The sequence below is a fragment of the Halobacteriovorax sp. GB3 genome, assembly GCF_028649655.1.
Taxonomy (GTDB): Bacteria; Bdellovibrionota; Bacteriovoracia; order Bacteriovoracales; family Bacteriovoracaceae; genus BSW11-IV.
This window is the reverse complement of sequence record NZ_JAQSLN010000003.1, coordinates 1,081,349-1,098,604: the sequence shown is the minus strand read 5'-3', so window position 1 is coordinate 1,098,604 and position 17,256 is coordinate 1,081,349. Positions and strand designations below refer to the sequence as shown.

15 protein-coding genes and 1 tRNA gene are annotated in these 17,256 nt (G+C 37.6%); 9 read left to right on the top strand and 7 right to left on the bottom strand.

Annotated features, from left to right (window positions below; translation table 11 throughout):
- The first annotated feature begins 8 nt into the window (after nt 1–8).
- Entirely contained in the window at nt 9–1,115 is a 1,107-nt protein-coding gene (locus HBN50_RS11650) for an endonuclease/exonuclease/phosphatase family protein (RefSeq protein WP_273870187.1), read from the top strand.
- Between the two features lie 36 nt (nt 1,116–1,151).
- Here the strand turns inward: HBN50_RS11650 and HBN50_RS11645 are convergent, their stop codons facing one another.
- On the bottom strand, nt 1,152–1,472 hold the full coding sequence (locus tag HBN50_RS11645; protein WP_273870185.1) for a hypothetical protein: 321 nt from the start codon (nt 1,470–1,472) through the stop codon (nt 1,152–1,154).
- A 1-nt stretch (nt 1,473) separates the two neighbouring features.
- Entirely contained in the window at nt 1,474–1,722 is a 249-nt protein-coding gene (locus HBN50_RS11640; RefSeq protein ID WP_273870183.1) for a hypothetical protein, read from the bottom strand.
- Between the two features lie 136 nt (nt 1,723–1,858).
- Between HBN50_RS11640 and HBN50_RS11635 the strand changes: the two genes are divergently transcribed.
- The 5 genes from HBN50_RS11635 to HBN50_RS11615 all read left to right on the top strand — a co-directional run bounded on the left by HBN50_RS11635 (nt 1,859) and on the right by HBN50_RS11615 (nt 9,968).
- Nucleotides 1,859–2,587: a tetratricopeptide repeat protein gene (locus tag HBN50_RS11635; RefSeq protein ID WP_273870181.1), complete on the top strand. Its 729-nt coding sequence runs from the start codon at nt 1,859–1,861 to the stop codon at nt 2,585–2,587.
- A gap of 21 nt (nt 2,588–2,608) precedes the next feature.
- Nucleotides 2,609–4,738, top strand: a complete 2,130-nt coding sequence (locus HBN50_RS11630; RefSeq protein WP_273870179.1) for a LysM peptidoglycan-binding domain-containing protein — start codon at nt 2,609–2,611, stop codon at nt 4,736–4,738.
- 83 nt (nt 4,739–4,821) lie between these two features.
- Nucleotides 4,822–7,314, top strand: a complete 2,493-nt coding sequence (gene topA / locus HBN50_RS11625) for a type I DNA topoisomerase (RefSeq protein ID WP_273870178.1) — start codon at nt 4,822–4,824, stop codon at nt 7,312–7,314.
- Complete coding sequence (locus HBN50_RS11620) at nt 7,307–8,284, top strand: DUF368 domain-containing protein (RefSeq protein ID WP_273870176.1); 978 nt, start codon at nt 7,307–7,309, stop codon at nt 8,282–8,284. Before topA ends, HBN50_RS11620 begins: the two co-directional genes overlap by 8 nt.
- A 181-nt stretch (nt 8,285–8,465) precedes the next feature.
- Nucleotides 8,466–9,968: a PAS domain-containing sensor histidine kinase gene (locus tag HBN50_RS11615; RefSeq protein WP_273870174.1), complete on the top strand. Its 1,503-nt coding sequence runs from the start codon at nt 8,466–8,468 to the stop codon at nt 9,966–9,968.
- Here the strand turns inward: HBN50_RS11615 and HBN50_RS11610 are convergent.
- The gene (locus HBN50_RS11610) at nt 9,965–11,362 is read right to left on the bottom strand and encodes an L-serine ammonia-lyase (RefSeq protein ID WP_273870172.1); all 1,398 of its coding nucleotides are present in this window, start codon (nt 11,360–11,362) and stop codon (nt 9,965–9,967) included. The two genes, HBN50_RS11615 and HBN50_RS11610, sit on opposite strands and share 4 nt — an antisense overlap.
- A gap of 143 nt (nt 11,363–11,505) precedes the next feature.
- On the opposite strand from HBN50_RS11610, the gene HBN50_RS11605 reads away from it, so the two are divergent.
- Nucleotides 11,506–11,582: transfer RNA gene (locus HBN50_RS11605), tRNA-Arg, on the top strand.
- Between the two features lie 255 nt (nt 11,583–11,837).
- Here HBN50_RS11605 and HBN50_RS11600 read toward each other — a convergent pair.
- Nucleotides 11,838–12,134, bottom strand: a complete 297-nt coding sequence (locus tag HBN50_RS11600; RefSeq protein ID WP_273870170.1) for a hypothetical protein — start codon at nt 12,132–12,134, stop codon at nt 11,838–11,840.
- Between the two features lie 85 nt (nt 12,135–12,219).
- The gene (locus HBN50_RS11595; RefSeq protein WP_273870168.1) at nt 12,220–12,624 is read right to left on the bottom strand and encodes a GNAT family N-acetyltransferase; all 405 of its coding nucleotides are present in this window, start codon (nt 12,622–12,624) and stop codon (nt 12,220–12,222) included.
- A gap of 286 nt (nt 12,625–12,910) precedes the next feature.
- Between HBN50_RS11595 and HBN50_RS11590 the strand changes: the two genes are divergently transcribed.
- Nucleotides 12,911–13,384, top strand: a complete 474-nt coding sequence (locus HBN50_RS11590; RefSeq protein WP_273870167.1) for a hypothetical protein — start codon at nt 12,911–12,913, stop codon at nt 13,382–13,384.
- Nucleotides 13,381–14,685, top strand: coding sequence for a response regulator (locus tag HBN50_RS11585; RefSeq protein ID WP_273870166.1), 1,305 nt, complete (start codon nt 13,381–13,383; stop codon nt 14,683–14,685). The genes HBN50_RS11590 and HBN50_RS11585 overlap by 4 nt, the downstream gene beginning before the upstream one ends.
- On the opposite strand, the gene HBN50_RS11580 is transcribed toward HBN50_RS11585, so the two are convergent.
- Together HBN50_RS11580 and HBN50_RS11575 are read right to left on the bottom strand one after the other, a co-directional pair.
- On the bottom strand, nt 14,680–15,432 hold the full coding sequence (locus HBN50_RS11580; RefSeq protein ID WP_273870165.1) for a hypothetical protein: 753 nt from the start codon (nt 15,430–15,432) through the stop codon (nt 14,680–14,682). The two genes, HBN50_RS11585 and HBN50_RS11580, sit on opposite strands and share 6 nt — an antisense overlap.
- The gene (locus HBN50_RS11575; protein ID WP_273870163.1) at nt 15,429–17,246 is read right to left on the bottom strand and encodes a hypothetical protein; all 1,818 of its coding nucleotides are present in this window, start codon (nt 17,244–17,246) and stop codon (nt 15,429–15,431) included. Before HBN50_RS11575 ends, HBN50_RS11580 begins: the two co-directional genes overlap by 4 nt.
- Nucleotides 17,247–17,256: the final 10 nt, after the last annotated feature.

The window sequence follows — 17,256 nt, the reverse complement described above, 5'->3', positions numbered from 1 at the left end:
TTAATGAAGTGAAAAAATTTGCTCCTCTATGTTTTATTTTTCTTTTGTTCTCTTGCTCTCACGCAAGAACATTAGAAGTTATGTCTTATAACGTTGAAAACCTCTTTGATACAAAACACGATGAAGGGAAACTCGACTGGGCCTATCTTCCAAAAGACACGGAAGGCAAGACTAAAGAGTGTAAGAAAGTTAAAAGTAGAAGAAGACGTAATGAATGTCTTGATGGAGATTGGACGAAAGAAAAATTTGATATCAAAATTGGTCAAATCACTGATGCGATTGTTAAAGAAAGAGGAAAGACTCCAGATCTTTTGGCCCTTGTTGAAGTTGAGAACGAAAATGCAGTTAAGGCCCTTGCTGACTCTTTAAAGTATAAGAGCTTTGTCGTATCAAATGGTCCAGATAATAGGGGAATTGATCTCGCTCTCCTTTATAAAGAAGAGAAGGGTTTCAAATTAATATCTAAAAAAGAAATCAAAATTGAAACTGAAGAGTTTAAGAAATGGCCTACAAGAAATATTTTAGAAGTAGAGTTCCTTTATAAGAAAAAATATCCGCTTACTGTTTTCGTTAACCACTGGCCGAGTTTAGCAAATCCAACGATCAATAGAATTCGTGTGGCGACAGCTCTTAAAAAGAGAATTGATGAGCTACTAAAAAAGAATAAGAATCACTACATCATGGCCCTTGGAGATTTCAATACGAATGACAAAGATCATCCACATCCATTTAAAGATGTTCTTTTGAAAGATGAGACAATGTTTGATCTACATGAGTCTTATAGAAGTGATAGAAGTATCTCTTGGGATGAGAAGAACTCAATGCCTCCTGGAACACATTTCTTTGCTCCTGAAATGAGTTGGAATATCCTCGATAGAATTTTCCTATCTAAGAATTTTAAAGATAAAAAAGGAATGAGTGTTAAAAACGATTCTTATTCTATTTATGCACCTAACTTCTTAACTGATACTTATGAGTACAGAAGTCGTAAGAAGTATTTAAATGGTTCTAAAGTAAGAGGTGTTCCACGTCGTTACAATCATAGTGCTAAAAACACTGGTGATGCTGGATACTCTGATCACTTTCCTGTTCTATTTAAAGTAAATGTAAAATAATGAATTGAGTGCTCCCCCAAAAGGGGAGTACTTATCTTATTGAACTTTGCATTTAAAGCGAATTTGGCGAACGTTCTTTCCAAAGAGTTTAATTTTCTCTCCACCCTTTTCTGTCGAACAAACATTTTCTTCTTCAATGTAATAAAGATTTGGGCTACAAATTTTTGATATGCGCTCGAGAGTTTTCTTTCGACGGTAGCGCTTTTCTTTATCTGTACCATCGATGGAGTAAATAACTTCTCCACCAATTGGGTGATTCTTGTGAACAAATATTTTTTCACCATCAGGAACTGTTGGAGTCATAGCACAAGAGGCCAGAAGATTAATAGAAATAAACAGGCAAATTTTTCTCATCATCTTACTCTATAATTTCATCGACAAGAATTTCAATCGGGTATTGTTCTTTGAGCTTACCGATGATTCTCGTGACTTCTTCTTTCATCTCTAGTGTACCCTTGATCATAATATCGCGAAACCCCTCTTTAACAGAGGACTCTAAAGTTGAGTAGAAACATAGGTTTTCATTGGCCTCTAGTTGAAAGTAAGTGAAGGCAGATTCTTCTTTAGGTACGCGAATAATATAATGAAAGATTTTTTGTTCTATCATAGATCCCTCGAGAGCCGGCAAGCCAATTATCATTGACTTAGATTCGATCTCTACTAAAATAAGTAATATATATCAAAAGTTTCCGCTTTTGAGTTTATGTCATGGAGGACAAAAAGTGAAAAGGAATTCACTGAACTTGAAGCGAATACTTGGTCTAAAGAGTATTTGTACCGTATTGTCATTATCGATGTTAACTTCTTGTGCGTGGTTAGAGCAGAGGCAAGCTCTCTTTGATAAGCATGACGAGAAAATGAATCAGACTGCTCAGATGGTTCCTAAAACTCAATATGATCAGCTACTTGGAAAATATGAAACACTTTTAAACCAAGTTAAAGATGCTGAGATGGAGAAGAAGAAATCTGTCGAGAGCCCATTCAATGGAAAAGATCCATCAAATTTAGTTAATGAATTGAGCAAAGTTCAACCTCCTAGTGAACTTGTCGAAACCGTTGATGCTTTCTCTGTAAAGGCAAAAGCAAGTAGTGATGTTAATGAGTCACTCTTAGCAAATCAGCCGATGATGAGTGAAAATGCTATTGAAAATCAAATTTTAAGACTTAAAAAAGCGATTAACCTTGTGAACTCAAATCGCTTTGATCAGGCCCTTGGTCTTTTAAAAGACTTAGAAAAATCTCCGGTCATTCAAATAAAAGTAAGAGCGAAGTACTATTTGGCAGAAATGCTTTTTATGCAAAAGGAATATGATCTTTCGATGCAGCTTTTTGAAGAGATCATCGGAAGTCATGCCTATAGTGGCGTTGTTATTAAGTCGCTCGGTAGGCTCATTGTTTGCTGTGAAAAATTAAAACTCTCTAAGAAAAGAGATAGATATTACTCAATTCTTCATGACTTCTTTGAAGCTTAGAATTGAAACTTGGAGTTAGGATTGGCCAATAAGAAATGGTTTTTACCTCTCATTTTTTGTTCTCTGGTAAGTTCTCAATTGAGTTTTTCTCAGGGGAGTAGTGATCTTGAGCTGCTTGATGCTAAAGATCTCGAATTGCTGGAGCAGGGGACTCCTGATCTGGACATTTCTGAAATCGAAGAAGTGGATGATCTTGAATCGCTCAAAAATGATGTTGGCGAAAATGTTTTTAATGAGAAAAAAGAAAAGAATGAAGAAATAAAAAAAGATAACGCAATCTATATCAATGACGATGTTGATTTTGTTTTTGATAAAGAAAACTCGGCCATTGTTAATGAAGGTGAAAAAGAGAAGGGGCAATCTCCTAGAGCACCTCTTATCTTTGATGTTGGTCAAGAAGAGAAGAAGCTTCTTGAAATTTCTAAATTCTTAGAAACTAAAATTCCAGACACTGAATGGGAAGAAATTAGTAATCAATCTAAAGAAGAAAAATATGTTGTCCAAGAGGGTGATTATCTTTGGAAAATTTCTGAGAGTCTCTTTGGATCAGGGTTTTATTATTCTAAAATTTGGGCCATGAACCCACATATTACTAACCCACACGAGATCGAGCCAGGTATGGTCCTCGTTTTCAATTCGGGAACGAGTGATGAATTTCCAAATGTTTCTTTTGGAGAGTTTGAAAATGCTCCAGCGGAAAAAAATATTTCAAAAAAATCTACGAGAGGATTTAACCTCGATCGCTTTGGTGACGAATCAAAGCCTGGTTGGTTAGAAGAGAGACAAAAGCTCATTGATCAAGGTGTCTTCTTTCAATTTGCTTCCGAAGAGACTTTTGACGATCTTCGTGAGCTTGGTGAATTTGCTATTCGTGATGAGTATAGAAAGTATGAACCACCTGTGCCTGAAATCTTGATTCAGGAGCCGGGGGATGAATATGATGCTTCTGGTTTTGATAGGGCCTCAAAAATTGAATATGAAGTTAAAGAAGGTTTCTTTTTAAACTCTTTTTTAACGACAAACGTTGTTCAGGATCTTGGTACGCTGACAGATAAAAAAGATGAATCAATTTTTGTTAAAAGCCATGAGAAGGTTTTTGTCGAATTTGATAAGGGTGTCAAAGTAAAGCCAGGTGATAGATTTTCTATTTATACGCCTGAAGGAAAGAGCTCTCATCCGATCTCCGATAGAACAGGTTACAAGTATAATATTGCAGCGCAAATAAAAGCTGTTAGAAAACAGAATAATAAGTGGGAGTGTTTGGTAACAAATCTCACTGGTCTTGTTCAGCGCGGTGCGCGAGTCACTATTTTTACGCCTAAGATCGATAAGATTTTACAGACTTTTAATAGACGCTCGATTGAAGCGGCGATTATTGACAGCTATCGTCAAACGGCCGATGGAATTTCTTTTGGTGATGTTGTCTACATTGATCGTGGTAGAGCAGATGGTGTTGAAATGGGTAATGTGTTTGAAATTTACTCGTTTGTAGATAAGGGAACGGATAAAAGAATTACACCAGACCCAACATATAAAATAGGTGAGTTGACAGTAATTACACTTACAGATAACTTCGCTACCGCACTCGTTACCAATAGCCGCGTTGAAATTCCTATGGGTTCACTTGCTCTGGCCAAGACAGAAGAGCAAGCATTGCGCGAAGCAAAACTCAAGGGGAAGGGCTTCGCAGGTCAAGTTGAGAACATGGAAGCAAGGTCTCTTGAAGAGCTTGACGTTGAACTTAACCTGAATAATCTTGGTGATGATCTTCTTGATCGCGTCGATAAGATTCAATTAACTGAAGACGAGCTACAGGAGCTTGAGCGTCAAGAGCGCGAAAAATCAGTTATTAAAGAGCATGAGAAGGATCTTAAGGAACTCGAGAGATTAGAAGGTGAAATCATCGATGCTGAGAAATCTCTGAATGAAGCAAAGGTCGATGAAGACAAGTTCCTTGAGCAACAAGACCTCGATACGATTGAGAACAATCAGAAAAAACAGGATGCTAACGCGTTTGAATCAGTAAATGATATTGAAAAAGAGATTGGACGCAAGTATCTTGATCAAGACCTCAATGAAAAGGAAAACCCTTACGGTCTTACTGAATTTGATCTTGAAGAAATAGACGAGTTATTGAATACTGAAGAATAAAGAAACAAATCTATATATAAGGTAGTGCTTAGCAAGTAAAGGCTCCTTTGGAGCCTTTATTTTTTTAAGTAAAAAGGATTTATATGAGCGCAGCTGAAGAAAAAACAGCGAAGAAAACGGCTAAGAAGAAAACTGCGAAGAAGAAGACTGCTAAGAAAAAAGTCTCAAAAAAGACGGCGAAGAAGAAAACGACTAAAACAGCAGAAGAAAAGTCCACTAAGAAGACCGCTAAAAAAGTGTCTAAAAGAAGTCTTGGTGAATATAACTTAGTTGTTGTGGAGTCTCCTTCAAAGGCGAAGACAATTAAAAAGTACCTCGGTAAAGGCTATCAGGTCGTCGCTTCAAATGGGCATATTAAGGACCTTCCTAAGTCAAAGCTTGGTGTTGATATCAAAGATAACTTTGAAATTGATCTCGTTCCTATCACTGGGAAGAAATCTAAGATTGAAAGAATTCAAGAGCTTGCTAAAGACGCTACTGAAATTTTCCTGGCACCTGACCCCGACCGTGAAGGAGAGGCCATTGCTTTTCACTTAGCTGAAGAAATTGGTGTGAGAAAAAAGAATATTCACCGTGTCGTTTTTAACGCTGTAACAAAGAATGCTGTTCAAGCTGCCATTGCAACTCCTACTGAGTTGAATCGTAGTATGTACGATTCTCAAAAGACGAGAAGAGTACTCGATAGACTTGTGGGTTATAAGATTTCTCCAATTCTTTGGGATAAAGTACAAAGAGGTATTTCTGCTGGTCGTGTTCAGTCGGTTGCTCTTAGAGTTATCGTTGAGCGTGAGGATGAGGTAAAGGCCTTCGTTCCTGAGCAGTGGTTCTCTATCCACGGAGAAATGGAAAAAAGTAATACTAAATTTGAAATTAAGTATTATGGAGAAGAGGCCAAGAAGAAAACTGATCTAACAGATATTGAATTCACTCAACAGATTGTTAATGATGTTAAGGGAAAAGATTTTGAAGTTACTGAAGTTAAGAAGCGTGAAAGAAAACAAAACCCAACGCCTCCTTTTACGACATCTAAGCTTCAGCAGGAAGCTGCAAATAAGTTAGGATATACTGCTAAAAAGACAATGATGATTGCGCAAAAACTATATGAAGGGATTGCGCTTACAAATCATGGTCAACAAGGTCTTATCACTTATATGAGAACGGACTCTGTTCGTACCGCTCCTGAGGCGATGCAAGAGCTTCGCTCTTTTATCACTGATAAGTATGGAAAAGAATATCTTGCTAGTGAAGAGATTAATTATTCTAAAAAGAAAAAGAATGATGGAAAGGTTCAAGATGCCCACGAGGCCATCAGACCAACTAGTTTAGAATTCACTCCTGATGAAGTTCGTGGAGACCTTTCTCCTGATGAGCAAAAGCTCTATGAACTTATCTGGAATAAATTTATTTCTTCGCAAATGAGTCAAGCTGTCATCGATCAAACGACTGTAAGCTTTATTTGTGAAGGCCACTATTTTAGGGCCAATGGATCGATCATTAAATTCCCTGGTTTCCGTCACGTTTATCTTGAAGCTGCTGCTGAAAAGAGATCAAGACGTGGAGGCGATGATGAGGAACAATCAAATGATGTAAAGTCAGGTCTTCTACCGGATATTAGTGAAGGTGAGAAGATTAAGCCAATTAAAGATCCTGCTGAGCTAGAGCACTGGACTTCTCCGCCTCCTCGCTTCAATGAAGCTTCTCTTGTTAAGACACTCGAGGAAGAGGGAATTGGACGTCCATCAACTTATGCTTCAATTATTTCAAACATCCAAGACCGCGGATATGTTGAAAAGATTGAAAATCGTTTCATGCCTACTGAGCTTGGAATGGTTGTTTGTCGTATGCTTATCGAATCATTCCCAGATGTCATGGATATTGGATTTACGGCCAATATTGAAAAACTCTTGGATAAGATTGAAGACGGCGAAATTAAGTGGAAAAAAGTATTATCTGAATTTTGGAAGGGGTTTGAAGTTACGCTTGAAAAAGCAAAAGAGGAAATGAAAAACCTCAAAAAACAAGAAATCCCAACTGGAATTAAATGTCATAAATGTACTGATGGGGAATACCTTATTAAGTGGGGAAGAAACGGGCAGTTTCTAGCTTGTTCTAATTACCCAGACTGTACTTCGACACATGACTTCAAAAAAGATCTTGAAGGTAACATTCACCTTCTTCCTAAAAAATGGTTTAGAGACCCATGTCCAACATGTGGAAAGAAACTTGAAGAGAAGAAGGGAAAATATGGACGTTTCGTTCGTTGTGAAGATTATCCAAAATGTGAAACAACTCTTCCTTATACAATTGATGTGACATGTCCAAATTGTAAAAAAGGAAAGTTTGCAGAAAAGAAATCACGTTACGGTAAAATCTTTTATGGATGTACGAACTATCCAGATTGTGAAACCGCTGTTTGGACGAAGCCATATATTTACGATTGTCCATCTTGTGGAAGCGCGATTATGTGTGAAAAAGAAACAAAGCGTGATGGGAAGCACCTTTCATGTCCTAAGTGTCGTCACAAAGTTGAGTGGGAGTTAACTCCTTTTGCAAAAGAGGAGGATGCAGGTGAGTAAAAAGACTTGGAAAGATGTTTGGAATGCTGGACCGGGACCTGTTGGAACTAAAGAGATGACAACTCTCTTTACAAAAGGTCTTGCCATGGGAACAGCTGATCTTATACCAGGTGTTTCTGGTGGAACGATTGCTTTTATCACAGGTATTTATGAAGGTTTATTAGAGGCGATTGCTTCAATTAATAAAGACTTTTTCAAAGACCTTCTGTCATTGCGTTTAAAGAGTGCTTTTGAAAGACTTCATTTAAGATTTATCATTCCTCTTGGACTTGGTATTGCTGTGGCCATTCTTGGACTGGCCCGCTTAATGCACTTTCTTTTAAATGAACATCCAATTCCAACATGGGGAAGCTTCTTTGGTTTAATAGCTGCTTCTATCCTCGTTATTTGGAAACAACTTGATGCTCCATTTTCTGCTAAGAATATGGGGATGATTGTGATTGGAGCTGTTTTTGCTTGGATGATGGTCTCTCTTATCCCTGTTGATACTCCAAACGATTGGTGGTTTATCTATCTTTGTGGTGTCATTGGAATTACGGCCATGATTCTTCCTGGTCTAAGTGGGTCTTTTCTCCTTCTTATTTTAGGAAAGTATGAATTCATTACGGGTGCCATTAAAAATCCATTTCTCGTCTCGAATCTTGCAACGATTGGAGTCTTTCTTTGTGGAACTGTAACTGGACTTCTTGGATTTTCTAAAATCCTCAACTGGTTTATGAAGCATTACCATAATCTTACAATGGCCTTTCTAACAGGAATCCTCATTGGGTCGATGAAGAAAGTGTGGCCTTGGAAAGTGATTGTTGAATCAAAAGTGATTCGCGGAAAAGTTAAAGTGATTCGCGATGCTAATATTCTACCGTCAACAATTGATGGCGAAACGGTTGTTGCCTTCACTCTAATCATCCTTGGCTTCATCGCCGTCATGTGGATGGAAAATTATTCGTCTAAAAAACGTCTTATGAATTAACTTATAAAAGGCCAATTTTATTGGCCTTTTTCATTCTTTAAATAAAAATCCTTACATTTGTAAACGAAATGTGAATAAAAATTCACATTTCGCCCAGAAAAAGTCCAAGATGCGTTTAGAATTACCCTGTTTTATCCGAAAAAAAACATGACGGAAATTATGTAACGGGGAATATATTTTTATGAGTAAGCTACTTGAATATATCGATAAGCTTAAACAGGAGAGTCCAACATTTTATTATGTTTGTTCTCCGAATAAAGGATGGCCAATTGTTCAGATCTCGAAAAACATCTCAAGTATTGGTTACGATAAGAATGAGTTTGAACATGGACAAATGGGATTTCAACATCTCATTTATGAAGAAGATATAGATAGAGTAACTGAAGAATATGAATTTGCCCTTGCTAATAAAATGGACTTCATCGAATTTGAGTATCGAATTTATAAAAAGAATAGAGAGCTTATCTGGGTAAAAGATAAAGTTATCGTTGAAAGAGATAGAAGAAATCAGGTGAAGAGTCTTCACGGTGTTCTCATTGATATCACAGAATTTAAAGAACAAAGTGCTGAGGTTGCTGTTGCTCGTGATATTAAAAAGCAATATAAGGTCATGCTCGATAAAGTCGCTATTGTTGCTTCCACGGATCGAAAAGGAATCATTAACTACGCTAATGATAAATTCTATGAGATCTCTGGTTACAGTGAAAAAGAAGTCATTGGAAGTACGCACCAGCTTGTTAATTCGGGACTTCATCCAAAAGAATTTTTTAAAGATATGTGGGCCACAATTGGTAGTGGAAAAATTTGGAAAGGTGAAGTTTGCAATAGAAAGAAAAGCGGTGAACTTTACTGGGTTGATACGACAATTATTCCTTATAAAACAAATGGTAAAATCACACACTATATGGCCATTCGCTTTGATGTAACTGAGAGAAAACTTTTGGAAGATAAAGTTGAAAAGGAAAAACAAATTTCCAAACTCTCTTCACAACTTGCTCTTGTTGGTGAAATGTCGACAGGGATTGTTCATGAGATTAATAATCCATTAACTGTCGCTGGCCTTCATATTGAGCAGATTAGCAAAGAACTTGAAAGTAAGTATCTTGATAAAACAAAAATTCAAGACAGTCTCTTTCGCATGGAAGAGGCCTTAAAAAGAATTGGTATTATTTCTAAAAATATTCGCGACCTCTCTCACGTTGATTTCTCTGAGGGCCTTGAAAAGGTGAGCCTTTTTAAAGTCGTTAAAGATAGTGTTGAAATGAGTCTTGTGAAGCTTCAAAAAAATGGAGTTTCTGTTCGCATCGTCAATAAACTAAAAGATTCAGATATCTATACGAAACCAGTAGAGATGTCACAGATTCTCATTAACTTAATAAGCAATGCCTGTGATGCTCTTGAGAAGTGTCCTGAACGTCACATCAATTTATCCTTGCAAGAAAATGGCCCTAACGTTCAGATTCTCGTCGAAGATACGGGAAAGGGTGTTCCTGTTGAAATCCAAGATAAGATTATGGAGCCATTTGTGACGACAAAAGGTAAGGGGAAAGGAACAGGAGTTGGTTTAAGCCTCTGTTCTAATCTGGCAAAGAATTTAAATGGAAAAGTCTTTTTAGATAAGCATGCTAAGAAGACAACTTTTGTCTTAGAGATCCCTATGTTTGACTGCGAAGCTGTTGCTTAACATTCTGGAACATTGACGGCAAGCCCTCCGCGGCTTGTCTCCTTATATTTGGTTTCCATGTCAGCCCCTGTATCTTTCATTGTCTTCATGACTTTATCAAGAGAGACATAGTGCTTACCATCTCCGCGTAAGGCCATTCTTGAAGCATTGATCGCTTTAATTGAACCCATGGCATTTCTTTCAATACAAGGAATCTGAACGAGTCCACCAATTGGATCACATGTTAACCCAAGGTTGTGCTCCATTGCTATTTCTGCTGCATTTTCAATTTGCTCATTTGAACCACCCATGGCCTGAGTAAGTCCACCGGCCGCCATAGAACAAGCAACACCAACTTCGCCCTGACAGCCAACTTCAGCTCCTGAGATTGAAGCGTTCGTTTTATAGAGAATTCCAATTGCCCCTGCAGTTAATAAGAAGTCTACAATTCCATCATCATTACTTTTTGGACAAAAGCGATCATAGTAATGAAGCACGGCCGGAATGATTCCAGCTGCACCATTTGTTGGAGCTGTAACAACTCGTCCACCAGCAGCATTTTCTTCATTAACGGCAATAGCATAGAGATTAACCCAATCCATAATGGTAAGAGGATCAGTTAGAGAGGCCTCTGGCTTTTCTAAAAGACCTTTGAAAATTGAATGGGCCCTTCTTCTTACCTTGAGTCCACCTGGAAGAGTTCCCTCTTGAGTGCACCCTCGCTGAACACATTTTTGCATCACATGCCAAATATCGAGTAGTCCTTTTTTAATTTCTTCTTCACTTCGCCAAACAAGTTCATTGGCCAGAACAATTTGGGCGATGGTCATATTGAGAGTCTGCCCAAGCTCAAGAAGTTCTTCTGCTGTAGAGTAGGGATGAGGAACTTTTAAAGTTCTAGGCCCATGAAAGTGATCATCACTTTTAACAACTTCCTCTTCAACAATAAATCCTCCACCAATGGAGTAGAGAGTCTTTTTAAAGAGCTCATTTCCAGACTCATCGATGGCCTGAAAGCACATTCCATTACTATGGTAGGGAAGAGTTTCTGATCGATGAAATTTGATATCCTCTCTTGGATCAAATGAAACAATCTTCGCTTGATCATCGCCTTTTAAAAGTTCAATTTTCAAATCGCGATAAGCACTCTCTAAAATTTCATCGATGTGATCGGGATCAACAGATTCAGGTTTATGACCTTCAATTCCAAGAATGAGCGCCTTATCTGTTCCGTGTCCCTTACCCGTAAGAGCAAGAGATCCGTAGAGCTCTAGATTGAGTTTTTCAGTTTTTCCCAAAAGATCTTTCTCTTTGAGAGTTAAAATGAACTCTCTGGCAGCTCGCATTGGTCCAACTGTATGTGAGCTTGAAGGCCCAATTCCCACCGAATAAAGATCGAAAACACTGATACTCATAAATAACTCCTGTGTCTCATTGTATAGTCGAAAACTTAATTCTGGGAAAGTAAAATCTGTAAAAATGGCCTGTAAAGAGACGCTATTTCAAAACTTTACATGCTTTTCATTTGGTTGGGGGCCAGCTATAATGGAATTTCTCGGGGGCGTTAGCTCAGCTGGATAGAGTAGGAGGCTTCGAACCTCTTGGTCGGGGGTTCGAATCCCTCACGCCCCGCCACTTCTTTGGATTTATTTTAGTCATTTTAGGTTTTCTACGAGAGTTACCGGGATTCGAATATTCGTCGCTCGCTTGGCGCTGACGCTTCGGCGCGGACTCCTCACAAACTTTGCATTAATTTGCGATGCAAATTACCGCAAATTTGTCCCTCACGCCCCGCCACTTCTTTGGATTTATTTTAGTCATTTTAGGTTTTCTACGAGAGTTACCGGGATTCGAATATTCGTCGCTCGCTTGGCGCTGACGCCCGCCATTTTATTTTTCGAAATTGTAGTTAAGAGTCTTAGCTTTTCCATTGCGGATAATCGTTAGACTCTTGATGTTAGGGGCTTCGCTCATTAATTCAGAAAGAGTCTTAATTTTCTTACCATTGATGTGAGTGATCTTATCACTTGATTCAAGTCCAAGCTTCTTTAAAAGACTTGTTGAAGAAATATCTTTTAAAAGAAATCCTGATTCTACATTCATTTTTGGTTGAATAGGACTATTCGACTTTTGATTAGCAAAACTAGTTGAACAAATTAAAGTAAGTACTAAAAGAGTTATTTTCATTTTTTTCATCCTGGTGTTGTTTCATCAGTAACCATTGTTTATAGGATAAAAGTTTTTCGCGCAGTGTTTAATATAACTTTATGAATTAATTACCTGATTGCCTGTCATAGTTTCTCATACAGGCTCCTTGAGCTTTCATCATACCGAGCTTTTCATAGTAACTAATAAGCTCTTGGTCACAGAGTAAGTCGACCATGTAAAGGTGCTCTAATTCTTTTTGAATTCTCTTGATTAGCTCTTTTCCTATTCCCTTATTATGATGAGTTGGAAGTACTTCTAGTAGGGGAATGTAGGCCGATAAAACACCATCTGAAATAGAGTTTACAAATCCTACAAGTTTATGATCTTCAAAGGCCAAAACAGCTTTGTAACTTCCTTCTAAGAGCTTTCTAAAAACAGTGCTCGATGGTGGACTTGGCCATCCAACAAAGAAGCCTTCGATATTCAATTTTTCTAGGAGATCTAGATTCGTGCTGTATTGAATTAACATATTTTATTCCTTTTTTTGGCCTTACTTTGTTCTTTTAAGGCCTTTCTTCAAAGATCGTCAAATTGATAAAATCGCGTTTTTATGATCGAGATTAGGCTTTTTATAGGCACTCAATTTCCAAACGGGGAGTTTATTTCCTTGTTCGAATTTAATTGATTCGCTTCATATTTAAATTGTTAGTAATTTCGATGACTTATGGCCGGAAAAATCTTAAGAATTAATTTTAACTTTCAAGTATTTAGGCCACTTTGATTGCAATCTATAATAGAGAGTAGAGGATTGTTGAATGGAAAAAGATCTAAGTGAATACCTATGCCATGAGGACTTTAAAACTCTCAAGCATACCTTTGTTTTAAAAAATGAAACTTCAGGGCTTTTCATTGAAGAGTATCAATGTATCCACCCTGGAGAATTGGATAAAAATAAAATTTGTCTTTCACTACCACTCAATAGTGCTAGAGAAGGACAGAAATTTGTTATCTATATTTTTGATTCTAAAGTTCCTAAGAAAACAATTGAATTAAAGATGGCCAAGAATACTTTCCAAGGTGTCTTTAGTATTTTCGCGAAAGTTGTAAGAACTGAAGTTGATGAAGATTCTATGATGGCCGAATTTAGTTTTTTAGAGTTTGAAGAGAGTAAATGGCGCCGCTTTATTGCACTCTATAAGAATATTCAAAATAAAGTTACTTCGATTTCCTCTCCCATATCTCCTGATTATGATGTTGAGCTAGATGATGCTGAAGAGGAAGAGCTATGAGCAGTAAGTTGAGTGCGCAAGAAAAGAAAATTAAAGAATATTGCGAGAAATTCTTTTCTAAGAAGACGGCCCTTATTGTTACGCCTGATAGCATGAATAGAACTTCTCTTAAGAAGCTACTGGTTCAATTTGGTATGAATGGACAAAAAGTTCATATCTGTGAATCGTTTCAAGAGGCAAAATCTCACATCGAACAGACGCGACCTAATATTGTTATAACAAATATTACTCTTGGAAAAAGAGATGGACTTGAGCTTTTAGAAGATCATATTCAATATCATCCTAACCGAATGGAAGCTTGCTTCTTTGTTGTCACAGATGACAATTCTCCATCTTCAGGTTGTATGGCCTTAGACTTAGATGTTGATGCTGTTCTAGTGACACCTTTCACCATTAAGTCTTTAGAAGAGACAATTATTAAATCGATTAAAGTAAAGATTAGGCCCTCTCCTTATCATCAAACTGTAGAGAAGGCACGAGCATGTCTTAGTCAAAAAGATCGAGACCAGGCCTTAAGCTTGTTGGAAGAATCAATTAACTTAACAAAAAGTCCGCTTCTCGCTAAGAGTTTACTTGGAAAGATTTATCGTGAAGACAGAAATTTTCAAAAGGCCGAAAACCTTCTCATAGAAGTTCTTTCTATTATGGAGAGTCATTATCCAGCTCTTCGAGAACTCTTTCTTCTCTACGGAGAGACTAAGAGATTTAGTGAACAATACAATATTGCTTGTGATATTTTGAAGCATCATCCTCTTAATCCTGATCATATTCCAGATTATACGAGACTAAGTATTATTAACTCTCGTTATGAAGATATAATGAACTACAGTAAAATCTTTTCTGAAGTAAAGTATGCGAACTCTCACATTCAAAATTATCTCTCTGCTGGTTTGGCCATCTGTGGACGCTTCTTTGTTGGTGAAGAGAAAATTGATGAGGCGATTAATATTTTAAATAAATCGGCCCAACTAAGTAATGGAAAGGCACAGATCTTTGAGAGTTTAGTGAAGAGTTATCTCATGGCCGGAAGACCAGATGAAGCTTATCAAGCGATCTCTATCAATAAAACAGATGAGACAGACATTGATTTATACGATGCTTTAGAGTTTCAGATTAACTCATTCAATTTAACAGATGGAAAGAGAATCGAGGAAGGAGTGAAGTTAATACGCGCAGGGAACAAAGATGAATCGATTTTTAAAATTGTTCTAAGTGCTATGGAACGATTAAATATTACTTCGTCTCAACGTGAAGACATTGAGTACGAAGCAAAGAAGTTATATCCAGGTTTTAAATTATAATCGATTGGTGTATCGATACTTTCTGATTGCGGCCTTTAGAGCAATCTGAGTCTTTGAACCCTTCGGTAGACGAGTTGAGAATGTAATGAATTGATCATACGTTCTCTCATTAAGGAAAGGGAAAATGTGACTGCCAAGCTTTTCTCTTACCATGGGAGAACTTGTGCTCAAGACCTTAGAAAAACTATTCATAATTTCATTTTCATGCGTTTCTTTATACTTTAAAAGCTCAGTCATTGACTGCTCTATAAGAGCATCATCATGATAGAGAAGGGCATAGTCGACAATTGTTTCAAAGCTCTTTTGCGAAGGAGGTTGAGTCGAGAGAATATTTAAGGCCTCTTCTTTGACGTGACCATCGGGAATTTTCAGATAATGATTTGCTAAATCTTCGTAACGAGAGTCAACGAGTTCTCCCTCTTGAATTTTATCATAGATTTCATTTAACTCTTTTGAAATAGCAGAACCAACGGCTAAAGCATAGCTTCTTGAATCAGATTGATCAAAACCACAAACTTGTTCGTTGTAACATTGCTCAAGCATTTCAAGCCTTAGGGAGATCTTTGCAACGTCTTCGCGTTTTTTCTCTATTAGTGAAATTTCCACATGATCAATACTTGCAGGGCTTCTCATGTAATTTGCTCTTTGATGAGCACCATAATTAAGTTGCTCTTTAAACGAATAAAAAGAACCTACGAGAAGAAAAGTAAAACCAGTTGCTGATATAATGAGTTTTTTCTTTTTCATAGAAACTGAACATCCTTTTCTTTAATGAATCCACGTTTGCCATTTGACTTAATTAAGTACCAACTATTTTCTTTGTAGATGATCTCAAAGCTCTTCCCTCCAAGCCTAGGTCCACGAATATAGCGAATATGGGAACAGCGACTGGAAGCGCAACTTTTCATTGATCGATACCAAGTAGATGACTTAAGCTTTCCATATTTCTTTTCAATTTTTTCAGGCTTTTCCTCTTTGCCTGTCTCGGTTGTTGAATTCTCTTCAACATAGTTTTCGACAAACTCATCTAGGTTCGTTGTCGGTCTTGTTGAACCAACATAAATATAACCTGAATCGGAATCAGTCTGAACTTTGAAAAAGAAGCTATTTTCTTGGCCTTGAAGGCGATAGGCCTTCACTATGAGAATTTCTTCTTTTTGCAGGTTTCGAATAGGTCTTAAAAGTTCATCTAGTAAGACCGTTTCCTTTTTTGTTTTAATTTCACTTTCAAGGGCCACAATGATCCTCTCATTTGGTGCCTTTGTTGTTTTCTTTGCCCATTGAAGAGAATCATCTTTATTTCCTGCGTAGATATAACCCTCTTTATTAGAGTGGATCACTTTGTAGTAACGTTTGTATTCTGGAGCTTCTTGAATAATGAAATCTAAGACCTGATAGTTTATATCCTTTTTTGATGTCGTAAGAAGTTTTCCGCCTGGTGTTTCTCTGACATTAATATTTTTTCCAAGATCGATGGTATCGCCTATAGAGTAGAGTCCTGGAACTTTGGAGCATGATTGATGACGGTCATATGTTTTCTTTTCATATTGATCCATATCAATGCGAGTGCTTTGATAAAGCTTTTCAGATATACTCGTTGTTTCATAAACTTCTTGAGCGAGACAGATTCGATCTTCTGTTGAATCGATACAGTGAAGTTGATCATCTTTAAATACGCAGACGCTAGCATCTTCCATTTTGTAAAATCGTTTTTCAACCACTGCAACTGGCGCTGTTGGTTCCATTCGACAATTTTCACCACCCTCTGCCAAGCAAGCTATATCAACTTTTGCTAGGGTATTAAAATCATCAACATACTTTTCCCAGTCTTTGTTTCGATACTTGTCGTAGTATCCGCGGTCATTTCTCGCCCAGCGATCTCCTGAATTTGTCCAGCGACAAATTTTAGAAGGGCCACCATTATAGGCACTATAGGCCGACCTTGCTCTTGCTACCCAGTCGGTTTGTGAACGGACACAACTTTTAGAAGGTGCACTTTTCCAAGCGTGATAATATTCTTCAAGCGAGTAGATCATATTGAGAACGATATTGGTCGCCTTACCTGATGTGACTGCTTCAAAGTGCCAGCGATCATCGACTTGCATAATCCCATGTCCATGACCGTAGTCTCCTCTCATAAATTGAGTGTGACCACTTTGGGCCTGTCGGTAGTGACTCCAGTAACTCTCTTGATGAGCGATGGCCAAAGAGGCGTGAATAAATTGTTCTACCTCTTCTTCACTTACCTCACTTTTTTTAGAGCGAATAAAGTATTCAGATGTTTGAACGATGAGTGCGTACATCTCACTCATGTAGCGGCGTCTTTCTTCTTGGTGATCGATTGCATCTGAAAAAATCAATTCAGCATAGTCGCGCTCGACAAATTCCATATCGATAAACTCATGGCCATCACAAATCTGTGGGGCCCGTCCAAAAATCCACTGGCCACCTTGCCGGTTATAGCAGCGCCAATAATTGGGAGTATCATTGTAAGCGAAGGCCTTTATTGATAGGCATGTTGATAAGATAAGTCCTATAATTCCTAGTGTTTTTGCTCTCATAGGGACTCTA

Excerpts from the sequence above, each read along its gene's own strand:
- HBN50_RS11585 (WP_273870166.1), top strand. The coding sequence starts at position 13,381 with ATGAGCAGTAAGTTGAGTGCGCAAGAAAAGAAAATTAAAGAATATTGC.
- HBN50_RS11640 (WP_273870183.1), bottom strand. The coding sequence starts at position 1,722 with ATGATAGAACAAAAAATCTTTCATTATATTATTCGCGTACCTAAAGAA.
- HBN50_RS11615 (WP_273870174.1), top strand. The coding sequence starts at position 8,466 with ATGAGTAAGCTACTTGAATATATCGATAAGCTTAAACAGGAGAGTCCA.
- HBN50_RS11595 (WP_273870168.1), bottom strand. The coding sequence starts at position 12,624 with ATGTTAATTCAATACAGCACGAATCTAGATCTCCTAGAAAAATTGAAT.
- HBN50_RS11645 (WP_273870185.1), bottom strand. The coding sequence starts at position 1,472 with ATGATGAGAAAAATTTGCCTGTTTATTTCTATTAATCTTCTGGCCTCT.
- HBN50_RS11600 (WP_273870170.1), bottom strand. The coding sequence starts at position 12,134 with ATGAAAATAACTCTTTTAGTACTTACTTTAATTTGTTCAACTAGTTTT.
- HBN50_RS11575 (WP_273870163.1), bottom strand. The coding sequence starts at position 17,246 with ATGAGAGCAAAAACACTAGGAATTATAGGACTTATCTTATCAACATGC.
- topA (WP_273870178.1), top strand. The coding sequence starts at position 4,822 with ATGAGCGCAGCTGAAGAAAAAACAGCGAAGAAAACGGCTAAGAAGAAA.
- HBN50_RS11610 (WP_273870172.1), bottom strand. The coding sequence starts at position 11,362 with ATGAGTATCAGTGTTTTCGATCTTTATTCGGTGGGAATTGGGCCTTCA.
- HBN50_RS11580 (WP_273870165.1), bottom strand. The coding sequence starts at position 15,432 with ATGAAAAAGAAAAAACTCATTATATCAGCAACTGGTTTTACTTTTCTT.
- HBN50_RS11590 (WP_273870167.1), top strand. The coding sequence starts at position 12,911 with ATGGAAAAAGATCTAAGTGAATACCTATGCCATGAGGACTTTAAAACT.